Origin of the sequence: Pseudonocardia alaniniphila (assembly GCF_022524485.1) — a bacterium.
Lineage (GTDB): Bacteria > Actinomycetota > Actinomycetes > Mycobacteriales > Pseudonocardiaceae > Pseudonocardia > Pseudonocardia alaniniphila.
Genome location: NZ_JAKXMK010000044.1, coordinates 32541 through 50186, shown reverse-complemented (window position 1 = coordinate 50186; position 17646 = coordinate 32541). Strand labels below are relative to the sequence as shown.

Below are 17646 nucleotides of genomic sequence, written 5' to 3'. Positions count from 1 at the left end.
GGGGGGGGGGGGGGGGGGCGCGGGGGGGGGGGGGGGGGGGGGGGGGGGGGGGGGGGGGGGGGGGGGGGGGGGGGCCCCCCGGGGGGGGGGGCGCCCCCCCCCCCCCCCGACCGCGTAGCCCTGGGAGCCGCGCGGGTTGGCGGCCGCGCGTAGCCACTCGCCGTCGCGGGCCACGGCGGATAGCCGTCCCAGCGACCAGCCGTCGACCTCCTGCACGTCGTGGCCGCGGGCGCGCAAATCGGCCAGCACGTCCGGTGCGTGCCGGTCCTCGATGACGAGCGAGCCCGGCACCGCCTCCCTCGGGTAGAAGGAGCTGCGGACGTGATCCGTGTGGAACATGGGGAAGTCGATGGCCTGCTGCAGGCCCATCCCTCCGTGCACGATGGCCAGGAACAGCTGGATCGACCACTGGTCCTGGTAGTCACCGCCCGGGGTGCCGAAGGCGAGCCAGGGCTTGCCCTCACGCAGCGCGAACGACGGGGTGAGGGTGGTACGCGGGCGGGCGCCGGGCCGGATCGTGGCCGGCAGCCCGTCCTCGGCCCAGAACATCTGGCCGCGCGTCGACAGGCAGAACCCCAGCGCGGGGATCGTCGGCGAGCTCTGGAACCAGCCGCCGCTCGGTGTCGCCGAGATCATCATCCCGTTCCGGTCGACGACGTCGATGTGGCAGGTGTCGCCGCGCACCTCACCGTCCGGGGTGAGGGTCGGCTCCCCGACGCCCGCCGCGACCGCCGCGGCGACGCCGGTCGCGCGGGCGCCGGGCAGCCGGGGTGTCCGTCCCCCGGGGGAGCCCGGCCGCAGCTCGTACGACGCGTCGGCGCCGACGAGCTTCGCGCGGGTTGCGGCGTAGGCGGGATCGAGCAGGTCGGCGAGCGGCACGTCGACGTGGTTCGGGTCGCCGTACCAGGCCTCACGGTCGGCCATGGCGAGCTTCGCGGTCTCGACGATCGTGTGGACCCAGTCGGCCGAGCCAGGTTCGGCGGCGGCCAGATCCAGCTCGTCGAGCAGCGCGAGCTGCTGCAGGAGCGCCGGGCCCTGCCCCCACGGGCCCGTCTTGCACACCGTGTAGCCGTGGTAGTCGAGCGTCACCGGCTTCTCGAACGTCGGCTCCCAGCGCGCGAGGTCGTCGGCGGTGAGCAGCCCGGAGTGCGCGCGCCCCGACGTGTCGACGACCTCGGTGTCCGCGCAGAACTCGCCGACGGCCTCGGCGACGAACCCGCGGTACCAGGCGTCGCGGGCCGCGGCGATCTGCCGCTCGCGGCTCCCGCCCGCAGCCTCACCCTCCTCGATCAGCCGCTTGTAGGTGCGGGCCAGCACGGGGTTGGCGAACCGGGCGTCCGGTGCGGGCACGGCTCCGCCCGGCAGCCAGGTGGCGGCCGACGTGGGCCAGCGGCTGGTGAACATCTCGGCGACCGTGCCGAGCGCGTGCGACACCCGCTCCAGCATCGGGTGGCCGTGCTCGGCGTAGTGCACGGCGGGTTCCAGCACGTCCCGCAGCGGCCAGGTGCCCCAGCGCTCGAGCATCAGCAGCCAGGCGCCGAAGGAGCCCGGGACCACGGCCGGGAGCAGCCCCGTGCCGGGCACGAGGTCGAGCCCGAGGTCGGCGAACACACCCACGTTCGCCGCCTGCGGCGCGACGCCCTGACCGCACAGGACCGTCACGTCCTCGGTGCCCGGGTCCCAGACCAGCGCGGGCACCTCGCCGCCCGGCCCGTTCAGGTGCGGTTCGACGACCTGCAGGACGAACCCGGCCGCCACAGCGGCGTCGGCGGCGTTCCCACCGCGTTCGAGCACCGACATCCCGGCCGACGACGCCAGCCAGTGGGTGCTCGCGACCATGCCGATGTCGCCGGTGATTTCGGGACGGGTGGTGAACACGGGACTCCTCTTGTCGGGCTTCCGGTCGTTCGTTGCGGTCATGGCGCGGCCACCCGCGGCCGTCCGGACTCCGCGGTCACGAGGTGGCACGCCACCGGGTGGTCCGGTGCCGTGACGCCCGTGAGCGGCGGGTTGTCGGTGGCGCAGCGGTCGATCGCGACCGGGCAGCGGGTGTGGAACCGGCAGCCGGACGGGGGATCGGACGGGCTGGGGAGGTCGCCGCTGAGGACGATCCGCTCCCGGCGCCTCACGTCGGCCGGGTCGGGCACGGGCGCCGCGGACAGCAGCGCTTGCGTGTACGGGTGCTGGGGATCGGCGAACAGCGTCTCCCGGCGTGCCGTCTCCACGATCCGGCCGAGGTACATCACCGCGATCCGGTCGCTGATGAACTCGACGACCGACAGGTCGTGGGTGATGAACAGACACGAGAAGCCGAGGTCGCGCTGCAGGTCCAGGAACAGGTTGAGGATCGAGGCCTGCACCGAGACGTCGAGTGCGGACACGGGCTCGTCGGCCACCAGCAGCCGCGGGCCGAGCACCAGCGCTCTGGCCAGCGCCACTCGCTGGCGCTGCCCGCCCGACAGCTCGTGGGGGTAGCGGGTGCGCATCTGCTCGCGCAGCCCCACTCGCTCCAGCATCTCGCCCACCCGCCGCGTCCGGTCGCGGCGCTCGCCCTCGCCGTGCTGCCGCAGCGGCTCGCCGACGATCTGGCCCACGGTCATGCGCGGGTTGAGCGAGGAGTAGGGGTCCTGGAAGACGACGTGCACGTCACGCCGTACGGGCCGCATCTCCCGGCGGCTGATCCGCGAGACATCGCGGCCCAGCAGTTCGACGGTGCCCGACGTCGGCGTCTCCAGGCGCGCGATGCAGCGACCCACCGTCGACTTGCCGCTGCCCGACTCGCCCACCAGGCCGAGCACCTCGCCGGGCGCGATCGTGAGATCGACGCCGTCGACGGCACGCACGGTGTGCCGGCCGCCGCGCAGCCGTGACCCGCCGGCGAAGTGCTTGTGCAGGTCGCGCACGACCAGCACGGGGTTCTCGCCGGTCACTGGATACCTCCCGGGCCGGGGTGGTGGCAGGCCGCCAGGTGCCCTGCCTGTTTCGGCTCCAGCAGCGGCCGGGTGCCGCGGCAGGCATCGGTGGCGCGCGGGCAGCGGGGGTGGAACTGGCACTCGTCGGGGTCGGACGTGGGCGCGGGTACCAGCCCGGGGATCTCCGTCAGCCGTCGCCTGCCGTCCACCAGCCGGGCCCGGCCGGGCAGGGCGCCCAGCAGGCCGACGGTGTAGGGGTGCTGCGGACGTGCGAACACCTCGGCGACCGGCGCCTGCTCCACGCGCCTGCCCGCGTACATCACCACCACGCGGTCGGCGACGTCGGCGACCACGCCGAGGTCGTGGGTGATGAGCACGACCGCGGTGCCCAGCTCGTCGCGGAGCTTGCGGATCACGTCCAGCACGCCGGCCTGCACGGTGACGTCGAGTGCGGTGGTCGGCTCGTCCGCGATGAGCACCTTCGGGTTGCAGGCCACCGCGATCGCGATCATCACGCGCTGGCGCATGCCGCCGGAGAGCTGGTGGGGGAAGGCGTCGGCACGGCGGCGTGCGTCCGGCATGCCGACCAGGGCGAGCAGCTCGACGGTGCGCTCGCGCACCTGACGCCTGCTGAGCCGCTCGTGCTGCTGCAGCACCTCGCCGATCTGGCGGCCGATGGTGTACGCGGGGTTGAGCGAGGTCATCGGCTCCTGGAAGACCACCGAGACGTCCTTGCCGCGCAGCTCCTGCATCCGCTGTTCCGGCAGCGACGTGAGCTCGACGCCGTCGAGCGTGACGGTGCCCTCCACCGTGACGTCGCCGTCGGGCAGCAGCCGGGGCACCGCCATCGCGGTGACGGACTTCCCGCAGCCGGACTCGCCGACCAGAGCCAGGATCTCGCCCCGATCCAGGGTGAACGACACGTCCTTCACGGCGATCACGGGGCCGTCGTCGGTGGCGAACGTGACGCGCAGGTCCCGTACGTCGAGGAGCGGTCCGGCGGCGGTCACCGGGTGCTCCGCGGGTCGAGGACGTCGCGCAGTCCGTCGCCGAGGAGGTTGAACCCGAGCGTGGCCATCGCGATCGCGAGGCCGGGGAACAGCGCGAGCTGCGGCGCCTGCGACAGGTACTGCTGGGCGTCGGTGAGCATCGTTCCCCACGACGGGGTCGGGGGTTGCACACCGAGGCCGAGGAAGCTCAGCGTGGCCTCGCCGATGATCGCGCCCGGGATCGCGACGGTCGCCTGCACGATCAGCACGTTCATGGTGTTCGGCAGGATGTAGCGGGCCAGGATCGTGCTGTCGCGGGCGCCGTCGGCGATCGCACCGGCCACGAAGTCCTGGTCGCGCAGCATCAGCGCCTCACCGCGGGCGATTCGCACCACCGCGGGGATCTGGGCCACCGCCAGCGCGATCACCACGTTGCGCAGCGACGCCCCGAGGATGGCGGCGAGCCCCACCGCGAACACGAGGAACGGGAAGGCCAGCAGCACGTCGTTGATCCGCATGATCACCGGGTCGAGCCATCCCCGGTAGAAGCCGGCGAGGAACCCGATCGGCACGCCGAGGAGCAGGGCCAGAGTGGTGGAGAGCACCCCGGCCAGCAGCGAGACCTGCGCGCCGTGCGCGATGCGGGACAGCACGTCGCGGCCGAGGTCGTCGGTGCCCAGCAGGTGCGCGGCGGACGGCCCGGCGAGCGTCGTCGAGAAGTCCTGTTCCTCGGGATCGCCGGTGAGCAGGGGCCCGATCACGGCGAGCAACACGAACGCGGTGACGAGCACCAGGCCCAGCATCGCGAGCTTGCGGCGCAGGAACCGGCGGCGGATGCGTTGCCAGCGCGAGGCCGTGGCCGCCGGGGGCGGTGCCACGCTGTCGGCGGCCTCCTCGAGAAGGAGCGGTCCGCTGGGGTCGGTCATGTCGACGCTCCGGTGAGACGCAGTCGCGGGTTGAGATAGGCGTAGGTCAGGTCCACCAGCAGGTTGATCAGCACGTACCCGGCGACGGTCACGAGCACGGCGCCCTGGATCACCGGGTAGTTGCGCGCCAGTACGGCGTCGACGATCAACTTGCCGAACCCGGGGATCACGAAGATCGTTTCTGTCACGACGGCGCCGCTGATCAGCGCACCGAGCTGCAGGCCGAGCACGGTGACCACGGTGGTGAGGCTGTTGCGCAGGGCGTGGCGGACCTCGCGTGGCCGGGACACGCCCTTCGAGCGCGCCGTGCGCACGTAGTCGGCGGAGAGCTGGCCCAGCAACGCCGATCTCGTCTGGCGCATGAGCACCGCCGACAACCCCGTGCCCAGCACGACCGCGGGGAGCACCATCCGCCGCACGTTCTCCAGCGGGTCCTCGGCGATTCCCACGAACCCGGACGCCGGCAGCCAGCGCAGCGTCACCGAGAAGACCAGGATCGCGAGCAACCCGAGCCAGAAATGCGGGACCGACAGCCCGAACAGGCCCAGTCCCGTGGCGGCGTAGTCGGCCGGGCCGCCGCGGCGGACCGCGGACGCGATCCCGGCAGGCACGCCGATCGCGAGGCCGACGATCACCGCGAGCACCGTCAGCTCGATCGTGACGGGCAGCCGCTCGATGATGATCTGGGCCACCGGGATGCGGTCGCGGGTGGAGAGCCCGAAATTGCCCTGCACCGCCTGGCTGACGTAGTTCCAGTACTGCACGGGCAGGGGGTCGTCGAGCCCGAACTGCTCGCGGATCGCCGCCAGCGTGGCCTCGTCGGTGCTCTCCCCGGCGAGCACCAGCGCCGGGTCACCGGGCAGCGCGCGCACTCCCAGGAACACGACGATGCTCGCGATGAACAGCGTGAGCAGGGCGGCGAGCACGCGCCGCACGATGAAGACGCCCATCCGTCAGCCCGTCGTACCGGAGGGCGCGAAGCGCGGGTGCGGAGTCCCGGGACGCACCGGCCTGCTCGCGGCTGCCCGTCTCACGTCCGGCTGTGATGGCATGTCTGACCTCGCCGTCGTTCGATAAAGTGAACGGGAGGCTAGGGATCTTGATACGGAGAGTCAACACCTTGCGCCGATAGTGGTCCACGACGGGACGTACGGCCCAGTCGGCCCTCACCTACCGCTCCCAGCGTTCGTTGTAACGAACAGATGACGGCGACGTCGACCTCTCGTGGACGCCGATGCCGCCCGCGTACTGCCCGACCTGCGGGCTTCCGGGTGTGAGGCCCACAGGGGCGGCGACGGGCGTTGTGACGATCCGGTTTCTCCCGCGGGGCGACTATTGCCGGACTGTCTGACGAAAGTGCAATATCACATGCCACATTCGTGAAGATCGAATCGGGGAAGCATGTACGTCCTGATCGGCGTGGGACTCGTGGTCGTCGGGTTCGCACTCCGGATCAACCCGCTGCTGGTGGTCACCGTCGCCGGTATCGCCACCGCTGCGATCGCCCGGATCGGGCCGGTCGAGATCCTCAACGCCTTCGGCACCGGCTTCGCGGGCAGCCGATCGGTCACGACGTTCGTGATCGTGCTGCCGGTGATCGGACTGATCGAGCGCTACGGGCTCCAGGAGCAGGCGAAGCGGTTGATCTCCCGCCTCAAGGCCATGACGACCGGGCGGATCCTCGCCGGGTACATGATCATCCGGCAGGTCACCGCCGCAGTTGGGCTCAACAGCATCGGCGGCCCGGCGCAGACCGTGCGGCCACTGATCTACCCGATGGCCGAAGGGGCGGCGCTGGAGCGGTACGGCCCGCTGTCGCTGCGGATGAGAGACAAGATCAAGGGCTACGCGTCGTCTGCCGACACCGTCGGCGTGTTCTTCGGCGAGGACATCTTCGTTGCGATCGGCTCGATCCTGCTGATCACGAGCTTCGTCGACACCACCTACGGCCTCGCCCTCGAACCCATCGACCTCGCGCTCTGGGCGATCCCGACCGGCGTCGCCGCATTGCTGATCCACGCCCCGCAACTGCTGTGGCTGGACCGCAAGCTCACGCGCATGGCCGCTGCGCCGGCTCAGGAGAAGGAGACGGCCAGTGCTGACAGCTGAATGGCTCTACTGGCTCATCGGCGCGTTCTTCGTGGCGATCGCCGTCCACATCCTGCGCGACACCGAGCACCCGCGGCGCCTCGGCAGCGCCGCGTTCTGGGGGCTCCTGGGCATCAGCTTCTTCTACGGGACGTTCGTGCAGAGCGGCCAGGCGCCCGCGTGGCTGCTGGGCATCGTGGTGCTCGTGATGGTGGCGCTCGCCGGGTTCGGCCGTGTCGGGAGGGGTAAGGCCGGGACCACGACCCCCGAGGAGCGCACGAGTCTCGCCGAGCGCTTCGGCAACAAGCTCTTCGTGCCCGCGCTGGTCGTGCCGATCGTGGCGGTGCTGATCGCTCTCGTCGGCCCGCTGATCAGCATCGGGGGCGAGCCGCTGCTCGCCGAGGGCAGCGCCACGCTGACCGGTCTGGGCATCAGCGCGATCGTGGCGCTGGTGGTGGCGATGCGGCTGCTGCGGCCCCCGTCGCCCGCCGCGCCGCCGTCGCTCGGCGTTCCGCTGCGCGAGAGCAGCCGCCTGCTGGAGGCGATCGGCTGGGCGGCGTTGCTCCCGCAGATGCTCTCGACGCTCGGGAGCCTCTTCACGCAGGCGGGCGTCGGCAAGGCGGTCGGCACGATCGCGGGCTGGGTACTGCCCGAGGGTTCGCTCCTCGCGGCGGTCGCCGTCTACGCGATCGGGATGGCCGCATTCACGGTCATCATGGGCAACGCCTTCGCAGCGTTCCCGATCATGACGGCGGCGGTCGGCTGGCCGGTGCTCGTGCAGACCTTCGGTGGCGCGCCGGCTCCGATATTCGCGATCGGGATGCTCTCGGGTTTCTGCGGAACGCTGGCGACCCCGATGGCGGCGAACTTCAACCTCGTTCCCGCCGCCCTGCTGGAGATGAAGGACAAGTACGGCCCGATCAAGGCGCAACTGCCGACGGCAGGCCTCGTGCTGCTGGTGAACATGGGAGTGATGTATGTCGTCGCATTCTGAGTTGTTGCTGCCCACGGAGACGCCGACGGACCGACGGAGCTGGGCGGACGGTTTCGCTGCCGTCGTCGTCGCGAACCTGTCGCGCCGTTTCCCGTACGCCACGCAGCACGAGACCCAGGGATCGGATGACCGCGCACTGCCGATCGAACTGCACCCGGCGTTCGCCACGTCCTACGACTGGCACTCGTGCGTGCACATGCACTGGCTGGCGGCGCGGCTGCTGTCGTTCGGCGTCGACGAGGCCGTCGGCGCCCGGCTGGAGGCGCTCCTCGCGGAGAACCTCACCGCCGCCAACCTGGAGGTCGAAGCCGCCTACCTGGTCGCGCACCCGCACTTCGAACGGCCGTACGGCTGGGCGTGGGCCCTTCGGCTGGCCGCGGAGGTCGCCACCTCACCGGTCTCCGCGGTCCGGGCGCTGGCACCGGCGACCGCCGCGTTCGCAGGGACGGTGGCGGAGCTCGTCGCGGCGTGGACGGTGAGCGTGCCCGAGCCGGTGCGCCACGGTGTGCACTCGAACTCGGCCTTCGCGCTCGCGCTGATCGTCGAGTCGGCGCGGACGCTGGGGCTCGCCGATCTCGAGGCCGCCTGTGCCGGCGCCGCGCGCCGCTGGTTCGCGGGCGACCGGGGCTGGCCCGCCGACTGGGAGCGCAGCGGGCAGGACTTCCTCTCGCCCGGCCTCGCCGAGGCCGACCTCATGCGGCTCGTGCTGCCAGCCGAGGAGTACGTCTCGTGGTGCGTCGGGTTCCTCGGCGCCACCGCACCGGAGAGCCCGATCTTCCGCCCGGTCACCGTGCTCGATGCGCGCGACGGGCATCAGGTCCACCTCTACGGCCTCGACCTCTTCCGCGCGGGCGCGGCCACGCGCATCGCCGGCGCTCTCCCCGACGACGGCGACGCGGGTGAGCTGGCACGGAGACTGCGGGCGAGTGTCCCGCCGTTGCTCGGCGCGGGGCTCGCGGCGAGCGTCTCGGACGAGTACTACTCGACGCACTGGCTCGCGACGTTCGCGTGGGTCGCGATGGAATCCATCGAGGGGAGTGCGCGGGCGAGCTGATCGGCGGCGCCCCGGTCGGGAAAATGTCCCGGAAATCCCGTGCAATGTGACATAGTACTGGGGTGCCGGTGGTGACTGTGGACGTGCTGGTGATCGGGGCAGGCATGGTCGGCTCCGCGTGCGCGTACCACTGCGCCGAGGCCGGCCTGCGGGTCGCGGTCGTCGACCGCGGACCTGTCGCCGGGGGCACCACCAGCGCGGGAGAGGGCAACATCCTCGTCTCCGACAAGGAGCCGGGTGCCGAGCTCGAGATGGCGCTGCTGTCCGTGCAGCTGTGGGCCGCGCTCGGCGAGCGCATCGGAGCCGATCGCCTCGAACTGGAGCCCAAGGGCGGGGTGGTCGTGGCGCAGACCGCCGAGGCTGCCGCAGGCCTCGCCGGGCTGGTGGCCGCCCAGCGTGCAGACGGCGTCGAGGTCAGCGACGTGAGCGCGGCGGAGCTGGCGGAGCTGGAGCCGAACCTCACGCGAGAGGTGAGCGCCGGCGCGCACTACCCGCAGGACATGCAGGTGCAGCCGATGCTGGCGGCCGCCGAGCTGTTGCGGCAGGCGCGCGTCCGCGGCGCCACCGTGCGCACCGGCTGCGAGGTCCTCGGCCTGCGGAGGAGCCCGGACGGCGCGGTGATCGGGGCGACGACCAGCGCGGGGGACATCTCCGCGCGGTACACGATCAACGCCGCGGGCACCTGGGGCGGCGAGGTGGCGGCGATGGCAGGGGTGAACGTTCCGGTGCTGCCGCGCAAGGGGTTCATCCTCGTGACCGAGCCGCTGCCGCCCGCTGTGGTGCGCCACAAGGTCTACTCCGCCGACTACGTCGCCAACGTGGCGAGCGGCGACGCGGGCCTCGAGACGTCGGTGGTCGTCGAGGGCACCCGGGCGGGCACCGTGCTCGTCGGGGCGAGCCGGGAACGGGTGGGCTTCGACCGCACGGTCTCGGTCGCTGTGCTGCAGCGGCTCGCCGCGCAGGCGATCGGCCTGTTCCCGTTCCTCTCCGACGTGACGCTGCTGCGCAGCTACCTGGGGTTTCGTCCGTACTGCCCGGACCATCTGCCGGTGATCGGCGAGGATCCGCGCGCACCCGGCCTCGTGCACGCCTGCGGCCACGAGGGGGCGGGGATCGGCCTGTCCGCTGCCACGGGCCATCTGATCGCGCAGGTCCTCACCGGCGAGAAGCCCGACCTGGACCTGGCCCCGTTCCGGCCGGACCGTTTCACCGTGGAGGTGGCATGACGCCGGAGATCCGTTTCGTCTTCGACGACGCCGAGCTCATCGCCGCACCGGGGCAGAGCATCGCGGCGGCGTTGATCGCCGCGGGTCGGCGGTCGTGGCGCACCACCCGCGTCGGCGGCGAGGCGCGCGGTGCGTTCTGCGGCATCGGGGTGTGCTTCGACTGCCTCGTGATGGTGAACGGCAGGCCGAACCAGCGGGCGTGCCTGACCGAGGTGCGGCCGGGAGACCGGGTCGAGCGTCAGGAGGGGACGGGCCGTGAGCACCTCACCGGCTGAGAGCTACGACGTCGCCGTGCTCGGCGCCGGGCCTGCCGGGCTCGCCGCCACGGTCGCCTCGCGGGCGTCCGGAGCGCGAACGGCGCTGGTGGACGCAGGCACACGGGTGGGCGGGCAGTTCTGGCGCCACCGCGACGGCGACGACGGCACCGGCCACCACCAGTGGCCGGAGCTGAGGCGGCTGCGCGCCGCAGTTGCCGGACCCGACCTGCTCGGTGGCCACGCGGTCTGGCACGCCGAACGCACCGACCGCGGTGTCACCCTGCACACCACGACCACTGTGGACGGCCGATCGGTCTCCCGCCGGATCCGCTGCCGGACGCTCGTCGTCGCCACGGGCGCCTACGACCGCCAGCTCCCGTTCCCCGGCTGGACGCTGCCCGGCGTCTACACGGCGGGCGGGGCGCAGGCCCTGCTCAAGGGCCACGGTGTGGCGGTGGGCCGACGGGTCGTCGTCGCCGGCACCGGGCCGTTCCTGCTGCCTGTCGCGGCCGGGCTCGCGGAGGCGGGCACCGAGGTCGTCGGTGTCTTCGAGGCGGGCGCGCCCACCGGCTTCGCCCGCCACCCGGCCGCGGTGCTCGCCAACGTCGGCAAGCTCGCGGAGGGCGCGGGCTACGCGCGCACGCTGCTGCGCCACCGCGTGCAGTACCGGACCCGCACGGCGGTGATCGCCGCACACGGCGGCGGCGACGGCGTGCATGCGGTGACGGTCGCCCGTCTCGACGCCGGGTGGAATGTCCGGCCGGGCACCGAGCGGGTGCTGGAGTGCGACGCGGTGGCCGTCGGCTACGGCTTCACCCCACAACTGGAGATCCCGTTGCAGCTGGGCTGCGCCACGCGACTCGACGCCGACGGCAGCCTGGTGGCCGTCGCCGACGACCGGCAGCAGGCGTCCGAGCCCGACGTGTTTCTCGCAGGCGAGGTGTGCGGGGTCGGCGGGGCGGCGCTGTCGCTGGTGGAAGGGCAGCTGGCCGGGCTGCACGCAGCGCGCGGCCACCTCGATCCCGGCGTGCTCGCCCGGCTGCGGCGCCGCCGCGACCGGCTCCGCGCCTTCGCCACCGCGATGCACGACGCGCACCCGGTTCCCACCGGCTGGACGGGCTGGCTCACCGGAGATACCACGGTGTGCCGCTGCGAGGAGGTGCCGGTGTCGGCGATCCGCGCGGCCGTCACCGAGCTCGGAGCCACCGAGGCGCGCACCGTGAAACTGCTGGCCCGCCCCGGGATGGGGCTCTGCCAGGGCCGGGTCTGCGGGTATGCCACCGCGGGCCTGGTGGCGCGGGAGTGCGGCCGCGCCGTCACCGCTCAGGATCTCCTCGGCACCGCCTCCCGCCCGATCGCGCAACCGGTGACGCTCGGCAGCGTCGCCGCAGGTTTGGACCCGACCGACGACCTTCCGGAGGACCGATGACCGCACCCACTCGACCGTGGCACGGAGTTCTGGTGGCCACCGCTCTGCCGCTGCGGCCGTCCGAGTCCGGGGTGCTCGCCCCCGACTTCGACACCTTCGCCGAGCACGTGGCCTGGCTGGCGGAGCAGGGCTGCCAGGGTGTCACCCCGAACGGCTCGCTGGGTGAGTACCAGACCCTGACGCCCGAGGAGCGCGCGCGGGTGGTGACCACGGCGGTCGCGGCCGCGCCGGAGGGCTTCACCGTGATGCCCGGTGTCGCCGCCTACGGGGCCGGAGAGGCGCGGCGGTGGGCGGAGCAGGCCGCCGAGGCCGGCTGTGCCGCGGTGATGTTGTTGCCGCCCAACGCCTACCGCGGCGACGAGCGCGCGGTCGTCGAGCACTACCGCGAGGTGGCGAGGGCGGGCCTGCCGATCGTCGCCTACAACAACCCCATCGACACCAAGATCGACCTCGTGCCCGAGCTGCTCGCCGAGTTGCACGGCGAGGGGCTCATCGTCGGGGTCAAGGAGTTCACCGGCGATGTGCGCCGGATCTACCGCATCGCCGAGCTCGCGCCCGGGCTCGACGTCCTGTGTGGCGCCGACGATGTGGCGCTGGAGCTGGCGATCGCGGGCTCGCCGGGCTGGATCGCCGGCTACCCGAATGCTCTGCCGCGCTCCACGGTGCGGTTCTGGGAGGCTGCGACGGCGAAGGATCTCGATGTCGCGCTGCCGCTCTACCGATCGCTGCATCCGCTGCTGCGGTGGGATTCCCGCACCGAGTTCGTGCAGGCCATCAAGCTGAGCATGGACGTCGTGGGCCGCTACGGTGGCCCGTGCCGACCGCCCCGCGTGCCGCTCACCCCGGAGCAGGAACAGACGGTGCGCCAGGCCACTGAGAAGGCCGTCGCCGAGGGACTGACCTGACCATGCGCGCGAAACGCGTCTTCCACGCCGTCGACTCCCACACCGAGGGGATGCCGACGCGCGTGATCACCGGTGGCATGGGGGTGGTTCCCGGCGCCACGATGTTCGCCCGCCGCCAGTACTTCATGGAGCACCTCGACCACGTGCGCAAGCTGCTGATGAACGAACCGCGCGGGCACTCCGCGATGAGCGGTGCGATCCTGCAGCCGCCCACGCGGCCCGACGCCGACTGGGGCGTGCTGTTCATCGAGGTCTCCGGCTGCCTGCCGATGTGCGGCCACGGCACCATCGGCGTGGCAACGGTGCTGGTCGAGACCGGGATGGTGGAGGTCACCGAGCCGGTCACCACGATCCGGCTCGACACCCCCGCCGGGCTCGTGGTCGCCGACGTGGCGGTCGAGGACGGGGTCGCACGGGCCGTCACGTTGCGGAACGTGCCGTCGTTCGCGCTCGGCCTGGACCGCACGGTGGTGGTGGAGGGCTACGGCGAGGTGCGCTACGACATGGCCTTCGGCGGCAACTTCTACGCGATCCTCGACCTCGAGCAGGTCGGCATCCCGTTCGACCGGGCGGAGAAGCAGCGGCTGCTCGACTTCGGGCTCGCGATGATGGACGCCGTCAACGCGAAGGACCGCCCGGTGCACCCGGAGAACCCCGAGGTCGCAGGCTGTCACCACGTCTACCTCGCCGCACCGGGTTCCACGGCGCGGCACTCGCGGCACGCGATGGCCATCCACCCGGGCTGGTTCGACCGCTCGCCGTGCGGCACGGGCACCAGCGCCCGCATGGCGCAGTTGCACGCCCGCGGCGAGCTGCCCATGGACACCGACTTCGACAACGAGTCGTTCATCGGCACCCACTTCATCGGGCGGCTCGTGGAGGAGACGACCGTCGGGGTCCTGCCCGCGGTCGTCCCGACGATCACGGGACGGGCCTGGATCACCGGTACAGCGCAGTACTTCCTCGACCCCGCCGACCCGTTCCCGGAGGGTTTCGAGCTGTGACGGTGCCCGCGGCGCTGGACGGCGCGGCGGTCGAGCGGGCGCTGGCGATGCCCGTCGCGATCGCCGCGATCCGCGACGCGCTGCGCGGCGGGCTCGACCCGGCAGCGGGTCCTGCCCGCTCCGTGGTGCCGGTACCGCACGGACAGCTGCTCCTGATGCCCGCGTACTGGGGCAGGTACGCGGGCGTCAAGCTGGCCACTGTCGCGCCTGGCAACCCCGAGCGCGGCCTGCCGCGCATCCAGGGTGCCTATCTGCTGCTCGACGGCGAGACGCTCAGGCCGCTCGCGGTGGTCGACGCGGTGTCGCTCACCGCGATCCGCACCGCGGCGGTGTCGGCCGTCGCCGTCGACCTGCTCGCCGAGCCGGACGCGCGGCGGCTCGTCGTGTTCGGCTCGGGGCCGCAGGCGCACAGCCACCTCGCCGCGGTGCGCGCGGTCCGGCCGGTCGACGAGGTCGTCGTCGTGGGCCGTGACGAGGGCCGGGCACGTGCGTTCGCCGACGCCGCGGCGGGGGAGGGACTCACGGCCCGCGTGGGCACGGCCGCAGACGTGGCAGGAGCCGATCTGGTCGTCTGCGCCACCACTGCCCGCACGCCGCTGTTCGACGGCGCACTGCTGCACCCGCGCGCCACCGTGGTGGCCGTGGGCTCGCACGAGCCGGACGCGGCCGAGGTCGACGCGACCACCGTGTGCGCCTGCACCGTCGTGGTGGAGGACCGGATGACGGCGCTGCGGGAGGCGGGCGACGTGATCGGGCCGGTGCAGGCAGGCCTGCTCGACCCCGGCACACTCGTCGGTCTGGCGGACGTCGCCCGGGGCGTGGTGGTCGTTCCGCCGTCCCGGCCGCGACTGTTCAAGAGCGTCGGGATGGCGTGGGAGGACCTGGTGCTCGCCGCCGAAGTCCATGCGGCCGTCTGATCTTGCTGTGTAGCTTCCTCGGAAGGTGTCGTCACGGCTCAAGGAGGAGATCCGCGGTGCATGATCTTGTGCTCAAGGGCGGCACGGTCGTGGACGGCACCGGCGCTCCCGCGCGGTCCGCCGACGTCGGCATCCGCGACGGCCGGATCGCCGAGATCGGCAGGATCGCGCGGAGCGAGGGGCAGCGCTACCTCGACGTCTCGGGTGCCGTGGTGTGCCCCGGCTTCATCGACCTGCACTCGCACGCCGACTACACCGTCTTCGCAGCGCCGGAGGCCGTCACCCAGTCCGCGCAGGGCGTCACCACGCTGGTCACCGGCAACTGCGGGTTCTCCCCGTTCCCCGTCGTGCCCGAGCACGCCGAGGAGCTGCGCTCCCATGGTGACTTCCTCGACGACGGCCTGACGTGGGAGTGGTCGACCGCGGGGGAGTACGCAGACGCCGTCGACCGGCTCCCGCTCGGCGTCAACATCGCCCCGCAGGTGGGCCACTCGGCGCTGCGGATCGCCGTGCTCGGCCTCGACGACCGGCGGCCGGACGACGCGGAGCTCGCGCGGATGCGTGAGCTCGCACGGGCGGCTCTCGCCGACGGCGCCGCCGGCCTGTCCAGCGGCCTCATCTACGCCCCCGCGTCGTACGCGGCGCCGGAGGAGCTCGCGGCCGTCGCGGCCGAGGCCGCTCGGTTCGGGCGGGTCTACTCCACGCACATCCGCGACGAGGGCGACTACCTCGACAGCGCGATCGACGAGGCGATCGAGGTCGGCAGGAGCACGGGCGTGCGGGTCGAGATCTCCCATCTGAAGGCGGTGGGACCGGCCAACTGGGGGCGGGTCGCGGCTGCGATGGAGCAGATCGCCGCGGCTCGCCGCGACGGCGTCGACATCCGCGCCGACCAGTACCCCTACGCGGCGGGAAGCACGACTCTCACCACACGGCTGCCGGCCTGGAGCATGGAGGGCGGCGTGCCGGAGCTGCTGCGCAGGCTGTCCGACCCGGGGGTGTGCGACCGGATCGTCGCGGAGCTGGAGGCCGACGACATGTGGTCGTTCCTGGCCCCGCGCATCGTCGTCGCCGACACCCCGGAGGGGCCGTTCCACCGGTTCGTGGGCCAGGACCTCGCCACGATCGCCGCGGCGATCGGGGAGACGCCCGCCCGCGCGATGCTGGAGGTGTTGCGCGGCCAGCGGGGCACCGTGTCGATCATCATGCACGGGATGGCGGAGGACGACGTCCGCACGGCGCTCGCCGACCCCGCGGTGGCCGTCGCGAGTGACGGGTGGGTACTGAGCTGCCCTGGCGACGGAATGCCGCACCCTCGAAGCTTCGGCACGTTCGTCAGGGTCCTGGGCCGCTACACCCGCGACGAAGGACTGCTGGATCTGCCGACGGCTGTCGCGAAGATGACCTCGCTCCCCGCGTCGCGGCTGGGCTGGACCGACCGCGGCGTGCTGCGTCCCGGTGCCGTCGCCGACATCGCCTGCTTCGACCCGGACCGGGTCGGCGACCCGTCGACCTTCTCCGAACCGTGGCAGCTGGCGGAGGGCGTGATCCACACGCTCCTGCGGGGGCAGCCCATATGGGAGAACGGCGCACCCACGGGCGCCGCGGCGGGGCAGGTCGTGCGCACAGTGAGTGAGAAGGGACGGATTCGGCATCACCATGACCCGAGCTGAAGATCTGATCGCAGGCCTGGAAGATCGACTACCGAACCTGGAGGCGCTCTATCGCGACCTGCACGAGCACCCCGAGCTGTCGTTCCAGGAGAAGCGCACTGCGACGGTGATGGCGGGCAGGCTCGCCGCCGCCGGGTTCGAGGTGACCACCGGGGTGGGCGGCACCGGCGTCGTCGGAGTGCTGCGCAACGGGCAGGGGCCGGCCGTGCTGCTGCGGGCCGACATGGATGCGCTGCCGGTCCAGGAGATCGAGAAGGTGCCCTACCGCAGCCGCGCCACCGGCATCGACCAGGACGGGCTCGCCGCTCCGGTCATGCACGCCTGCGGGCACGACACCCACATGACCGCGCTGGTCGGCGCGATAGAGCAACTCGCCGCGCGCCGCGGGGACTGGTCGGGCACCGTGCTCGCGGTCCTCCAGCCCGCGGAGGAGGTCGGGGGCGGTGCCCGCGCCATGCTCGACGACGGGTTCCTGGAGCGGTTCCCGCGCTTCGACGTCGCGCTGGGACAGCACATCACCTCGGCGCCCAGCACCCACCTGTACGCCTGCCCCGGTGTGTTCATGGCCGCGGCCGACAGCCTGCGGATCACCGTCCACGGTCGCGGCGGGCACGGATCGGCCCCGCACACCACGATCGACCCCGTCGTCATCGCCGCGTCGATCGTGATGCGGCTGCAGACGATCGTCGCGCGGGAGGTCGCGCCGAACGACGTGGCCGTGGTGACGGTCGCCGCCATCCACGCGGGCCGCAAGGAGAACGTCATCCCCGCGGAGGCGGAGCTCAAGGTCAACGTGCGCACCTTCGATCCGGACGTCCGGTCGCACGTGCTGGCCGCGATCACGCGCATCGTGCAGGCCGAGGCCGCGGCGGCCGGAGCGCCCAGGGCGCCCGAGATCGCTCCGATCAACGGCTTCCCCGTGCTCACCAACGACGTCGAGGCGACGCGGAAGGTGATGGCGGCGTTCAGCGAGGCGTTCGGGGCGGACCACGTCCACGAGACCACCCCCAAGACGGGCAGCGAGGACTTCGGGTGCTTCGCCGAGGCCGCCGGGGTGCCGTCGGTGTTCTGGAACTTCGGCGGGTTCGACCCGGCGCTCTTCCCCGACGGCCCGCAGCGGCCACAGGTAGCGGTGACCGCCGGGCGTGCCCCCGGGGGCCACTCGCCGGAGTTCGTCCCGACCGGCCTCGAGCCGACCCTGCGACGTGCTGTCGAGGCGATGCTGACCGCGGCCGCGATCTGGCTGGGCCCCGGCGTGCCCGCGGTCTGAGC

Annotated in this window: 16 protein-coding genes; 11 read left to right on the top strand and 5 right to left on the bottom strand. The window is 72.6% G+C overall.

The genetic code is table 11. From position 1 onward, the window contains the following. The 5 genes from MMF94_RS38075 to MMF94_RS38055 all read right to left on the bottom strand — a co-directional run. A partial coding sequence (locus MMF94_RS38075; protein ID WP_241042338.1) for a gamma-glutamyltransferase family protein occupies positions 1 to 1920 on the bottom strand: 1920 nt, incomplete at its 3' end. Further along, positions 1917 to 2930 carry an ABC transporter ATP-binding protein gene (locus tag MMF94_RS38070; RefSeq protein ID WP_241042337.1) on the bottom strand — a complete coding sequence of 338 codons (1014 nt, stop codon included), beginning with the start codon at positions 2928 to 2930 and terminating at the stop codon, positions 1917 to 1919. The genes MMF94_RS38075 and MMF94_RS38070, both read right to left, overlap by 4 nt. Next, complete coding sequence (locus MMF94_RS38065; protein WP_241042336.1) at positions 2927 to 3922, bottom strand: ABC transporter ATP-binding protein; 996 nt, start codon at positions 3920 to 3922, stop codon at positions 2927 to 2929. The genes MMF94_RS38070 and MMF94_RS38065 overlap by 4 nt, the downstream gene beginning before the upstream one ends. Then, a complete protein-coding gene (locus MMF94_RS38060; RefSeq protein WP_241042335.1) occupies positions 3919 to 4827 on the bottom strand; it encodes an ABC transporter permease in 909 nt (302 codons plus the stop codon). Before MMF94_RS38060 ends, MMF94_RS38065 begins: the two co-directional genes overlap by 4 nt. Next, positions 4824 to 5777, bottom strand: coding sequence for an ABC transporter permease (locus tag MMF94_RS38055; RefSeq protein WP_241042334.1), 954 nt, complete (start codon positions 5775 to 5777; stop codon positions 4824 to 4826). Before MMF94_RS38055 ends, MMF94_RS38060 begins: the two co-directional genes overlap by 4 nt. 451 nt (positions 5778 to 6228) lie before the next feature. Between MMF94_RS38055 and MMF94_RS38050 the strand changes: the two genes are divergently transcribed. The 11 genes from MMF94_RS38050 (at position 6229) to MMF94_RS38000 (ending at position 17644) form a co-directional block, all read left to right on the top strand. Continuing rightward, the gene (locus MMF94_RS38050; RefSeq protein WP_241042333.1) at positions 6229 to 6936 is read left to right on the top strand and encodes a DUF969 domain-containing protein; all 708 of its coding nucleotides are present in this window, start codon (positions 6229 to 6231) and stop codon (positions 6934 to 6936) included. Then, the gene (locus MMF94_RS38045) at positions 6923 to 7909 is read left to right on the top strand and encodes a DUF979 domain-containing protein (RefSeq protein WP_241042332.1); all 987 of its coding nucleotides are present in this window, start codon (positions 6923 to 6925) and stop codon (positions 7907 to 7909) included. The genes MMF94_RS38050 and MMF94_RS38045 overlap by 14 nt, the downstream gene beginning before the upstream one ends. Continuing rightward, positions 7893 to 8963, top strand: a complete 1071-nt coding sequence (locus MMF94_RS38040) for a DUF2891 family protein (RefSeq protein ID WP_241042331.1) — start codon at positions 7893 to 7895, stop codon at positions 8961 to 8963. The genes MMF94_RS38045 and MMF94_RS38040 overlap by 17 nt, the downstream gene beginning before the upstream one ends. Positions 8964 to 9025: 62 nt before the next feature. Continuing rightward, positions 9026 to 10189, top strand: coding sequence for an NAD(P)/FAD-dependent oxidoreductase (locus MMF94_RS38035; RefSeq protein WP_338104416.1), 1164 nt, complete (start codon positions 9026 to 9028; stop codon positions 10187 to 10189). Next, on the top strand, positions 10186 to 10464 hold the full coding sequence (locus MMF94_RS38030) for a (2Fe-2S)-binding protein (RefSeq protein ID WP_241042330.1): 279 nt from the start codon (positions 10186 to 10188) through the stop codon (positions 10462 to 10464). Before MMF94_RS38035 ends, MMF94_RS38030 begins: the two co-directional genes overlap by 4 nt. After that, complete coding sequence (locus MMF94_RS38025; RefSeq protein ID WP_241042329.1) at positions 10445 to 11875, top strand: NAD(P)/FAD-dependent oxidoreductase; 1431 nt, start codon at positions 10445 to 10447, stop codon at positions 11873 to 11875. Before MMF94_RS38030 ends, MMF94_RS38025 begins: the two co-directional genes overlap by 20 nt. Further along, on the top strand, positions 11872 to 12780 hold the full coding sequence (locus MMF94_RS38020) for a dihydrodipicolinate synthase family protein (protein WP_241042328.1): 909 nt from the start codon (positions 11872 to 11874) through the stop codon (positions 12778 to 12780). Before MMF94_RS38025 ends, MMF94_RS38020 begins: the two co-directional genes overlap by 4 nt. A 2-nt stretch (positions 12781 to 12782) precedes the next feature. Then, on the top strand, positions 12783 to 13784 hold the full coding sequence (locus MMF94_RS38015) for a proline racemase family protein (protein WP_241042327.1): 1002 nt from the start codon (positions 12783 to 12785) through the stop codon (positions 13782 to 13784). Next, positions 13781 to 14701, top strand: a complete 921-nt coding sequence (locus tag MMF94_RS38010) for an ornithine cyclodeaminase family protein (protein ID WP_241042326.1) — start codon at positions 13781 to 13783, stop codon at positions 14699 to 14701. Before MMF94_RS38015 ends, MMF94_RS38010 begins: the two co-directional genes overlap by 4 nt. A gap of 56 nt (positions 14702 to 14757) precedes the next feature. Continuing rightward, positions 14758 to 16374: an N-acyl-D-amino-acid deacylase family protein gene (locus MMF94_RS38005; RefSeq protein ID WP_241042325.1), complete on the top strand. Its 1617-nt coding sequence runs from the start codon at positions 14758 to 14760 to the stop codon at positions 16372 to 16374. Continuing rightward, positions 16361 to 17644: an amidohydrolase gene (locus MMF94_RS38000; protein ID WP_241042324.1), complete on the top strand. Its 1284-nt coding sequence runs from the start codon at positions 16361 to 16363 to the stop codon at positions 17642 to 17644. The genes MMF94_RS38005 and MMF94_RS38000 overlap by 14 nt, the downstream gene beginning before the upstream one ends. Positions 17645 to 17646 lie beyond the last annotated feature (2 nt).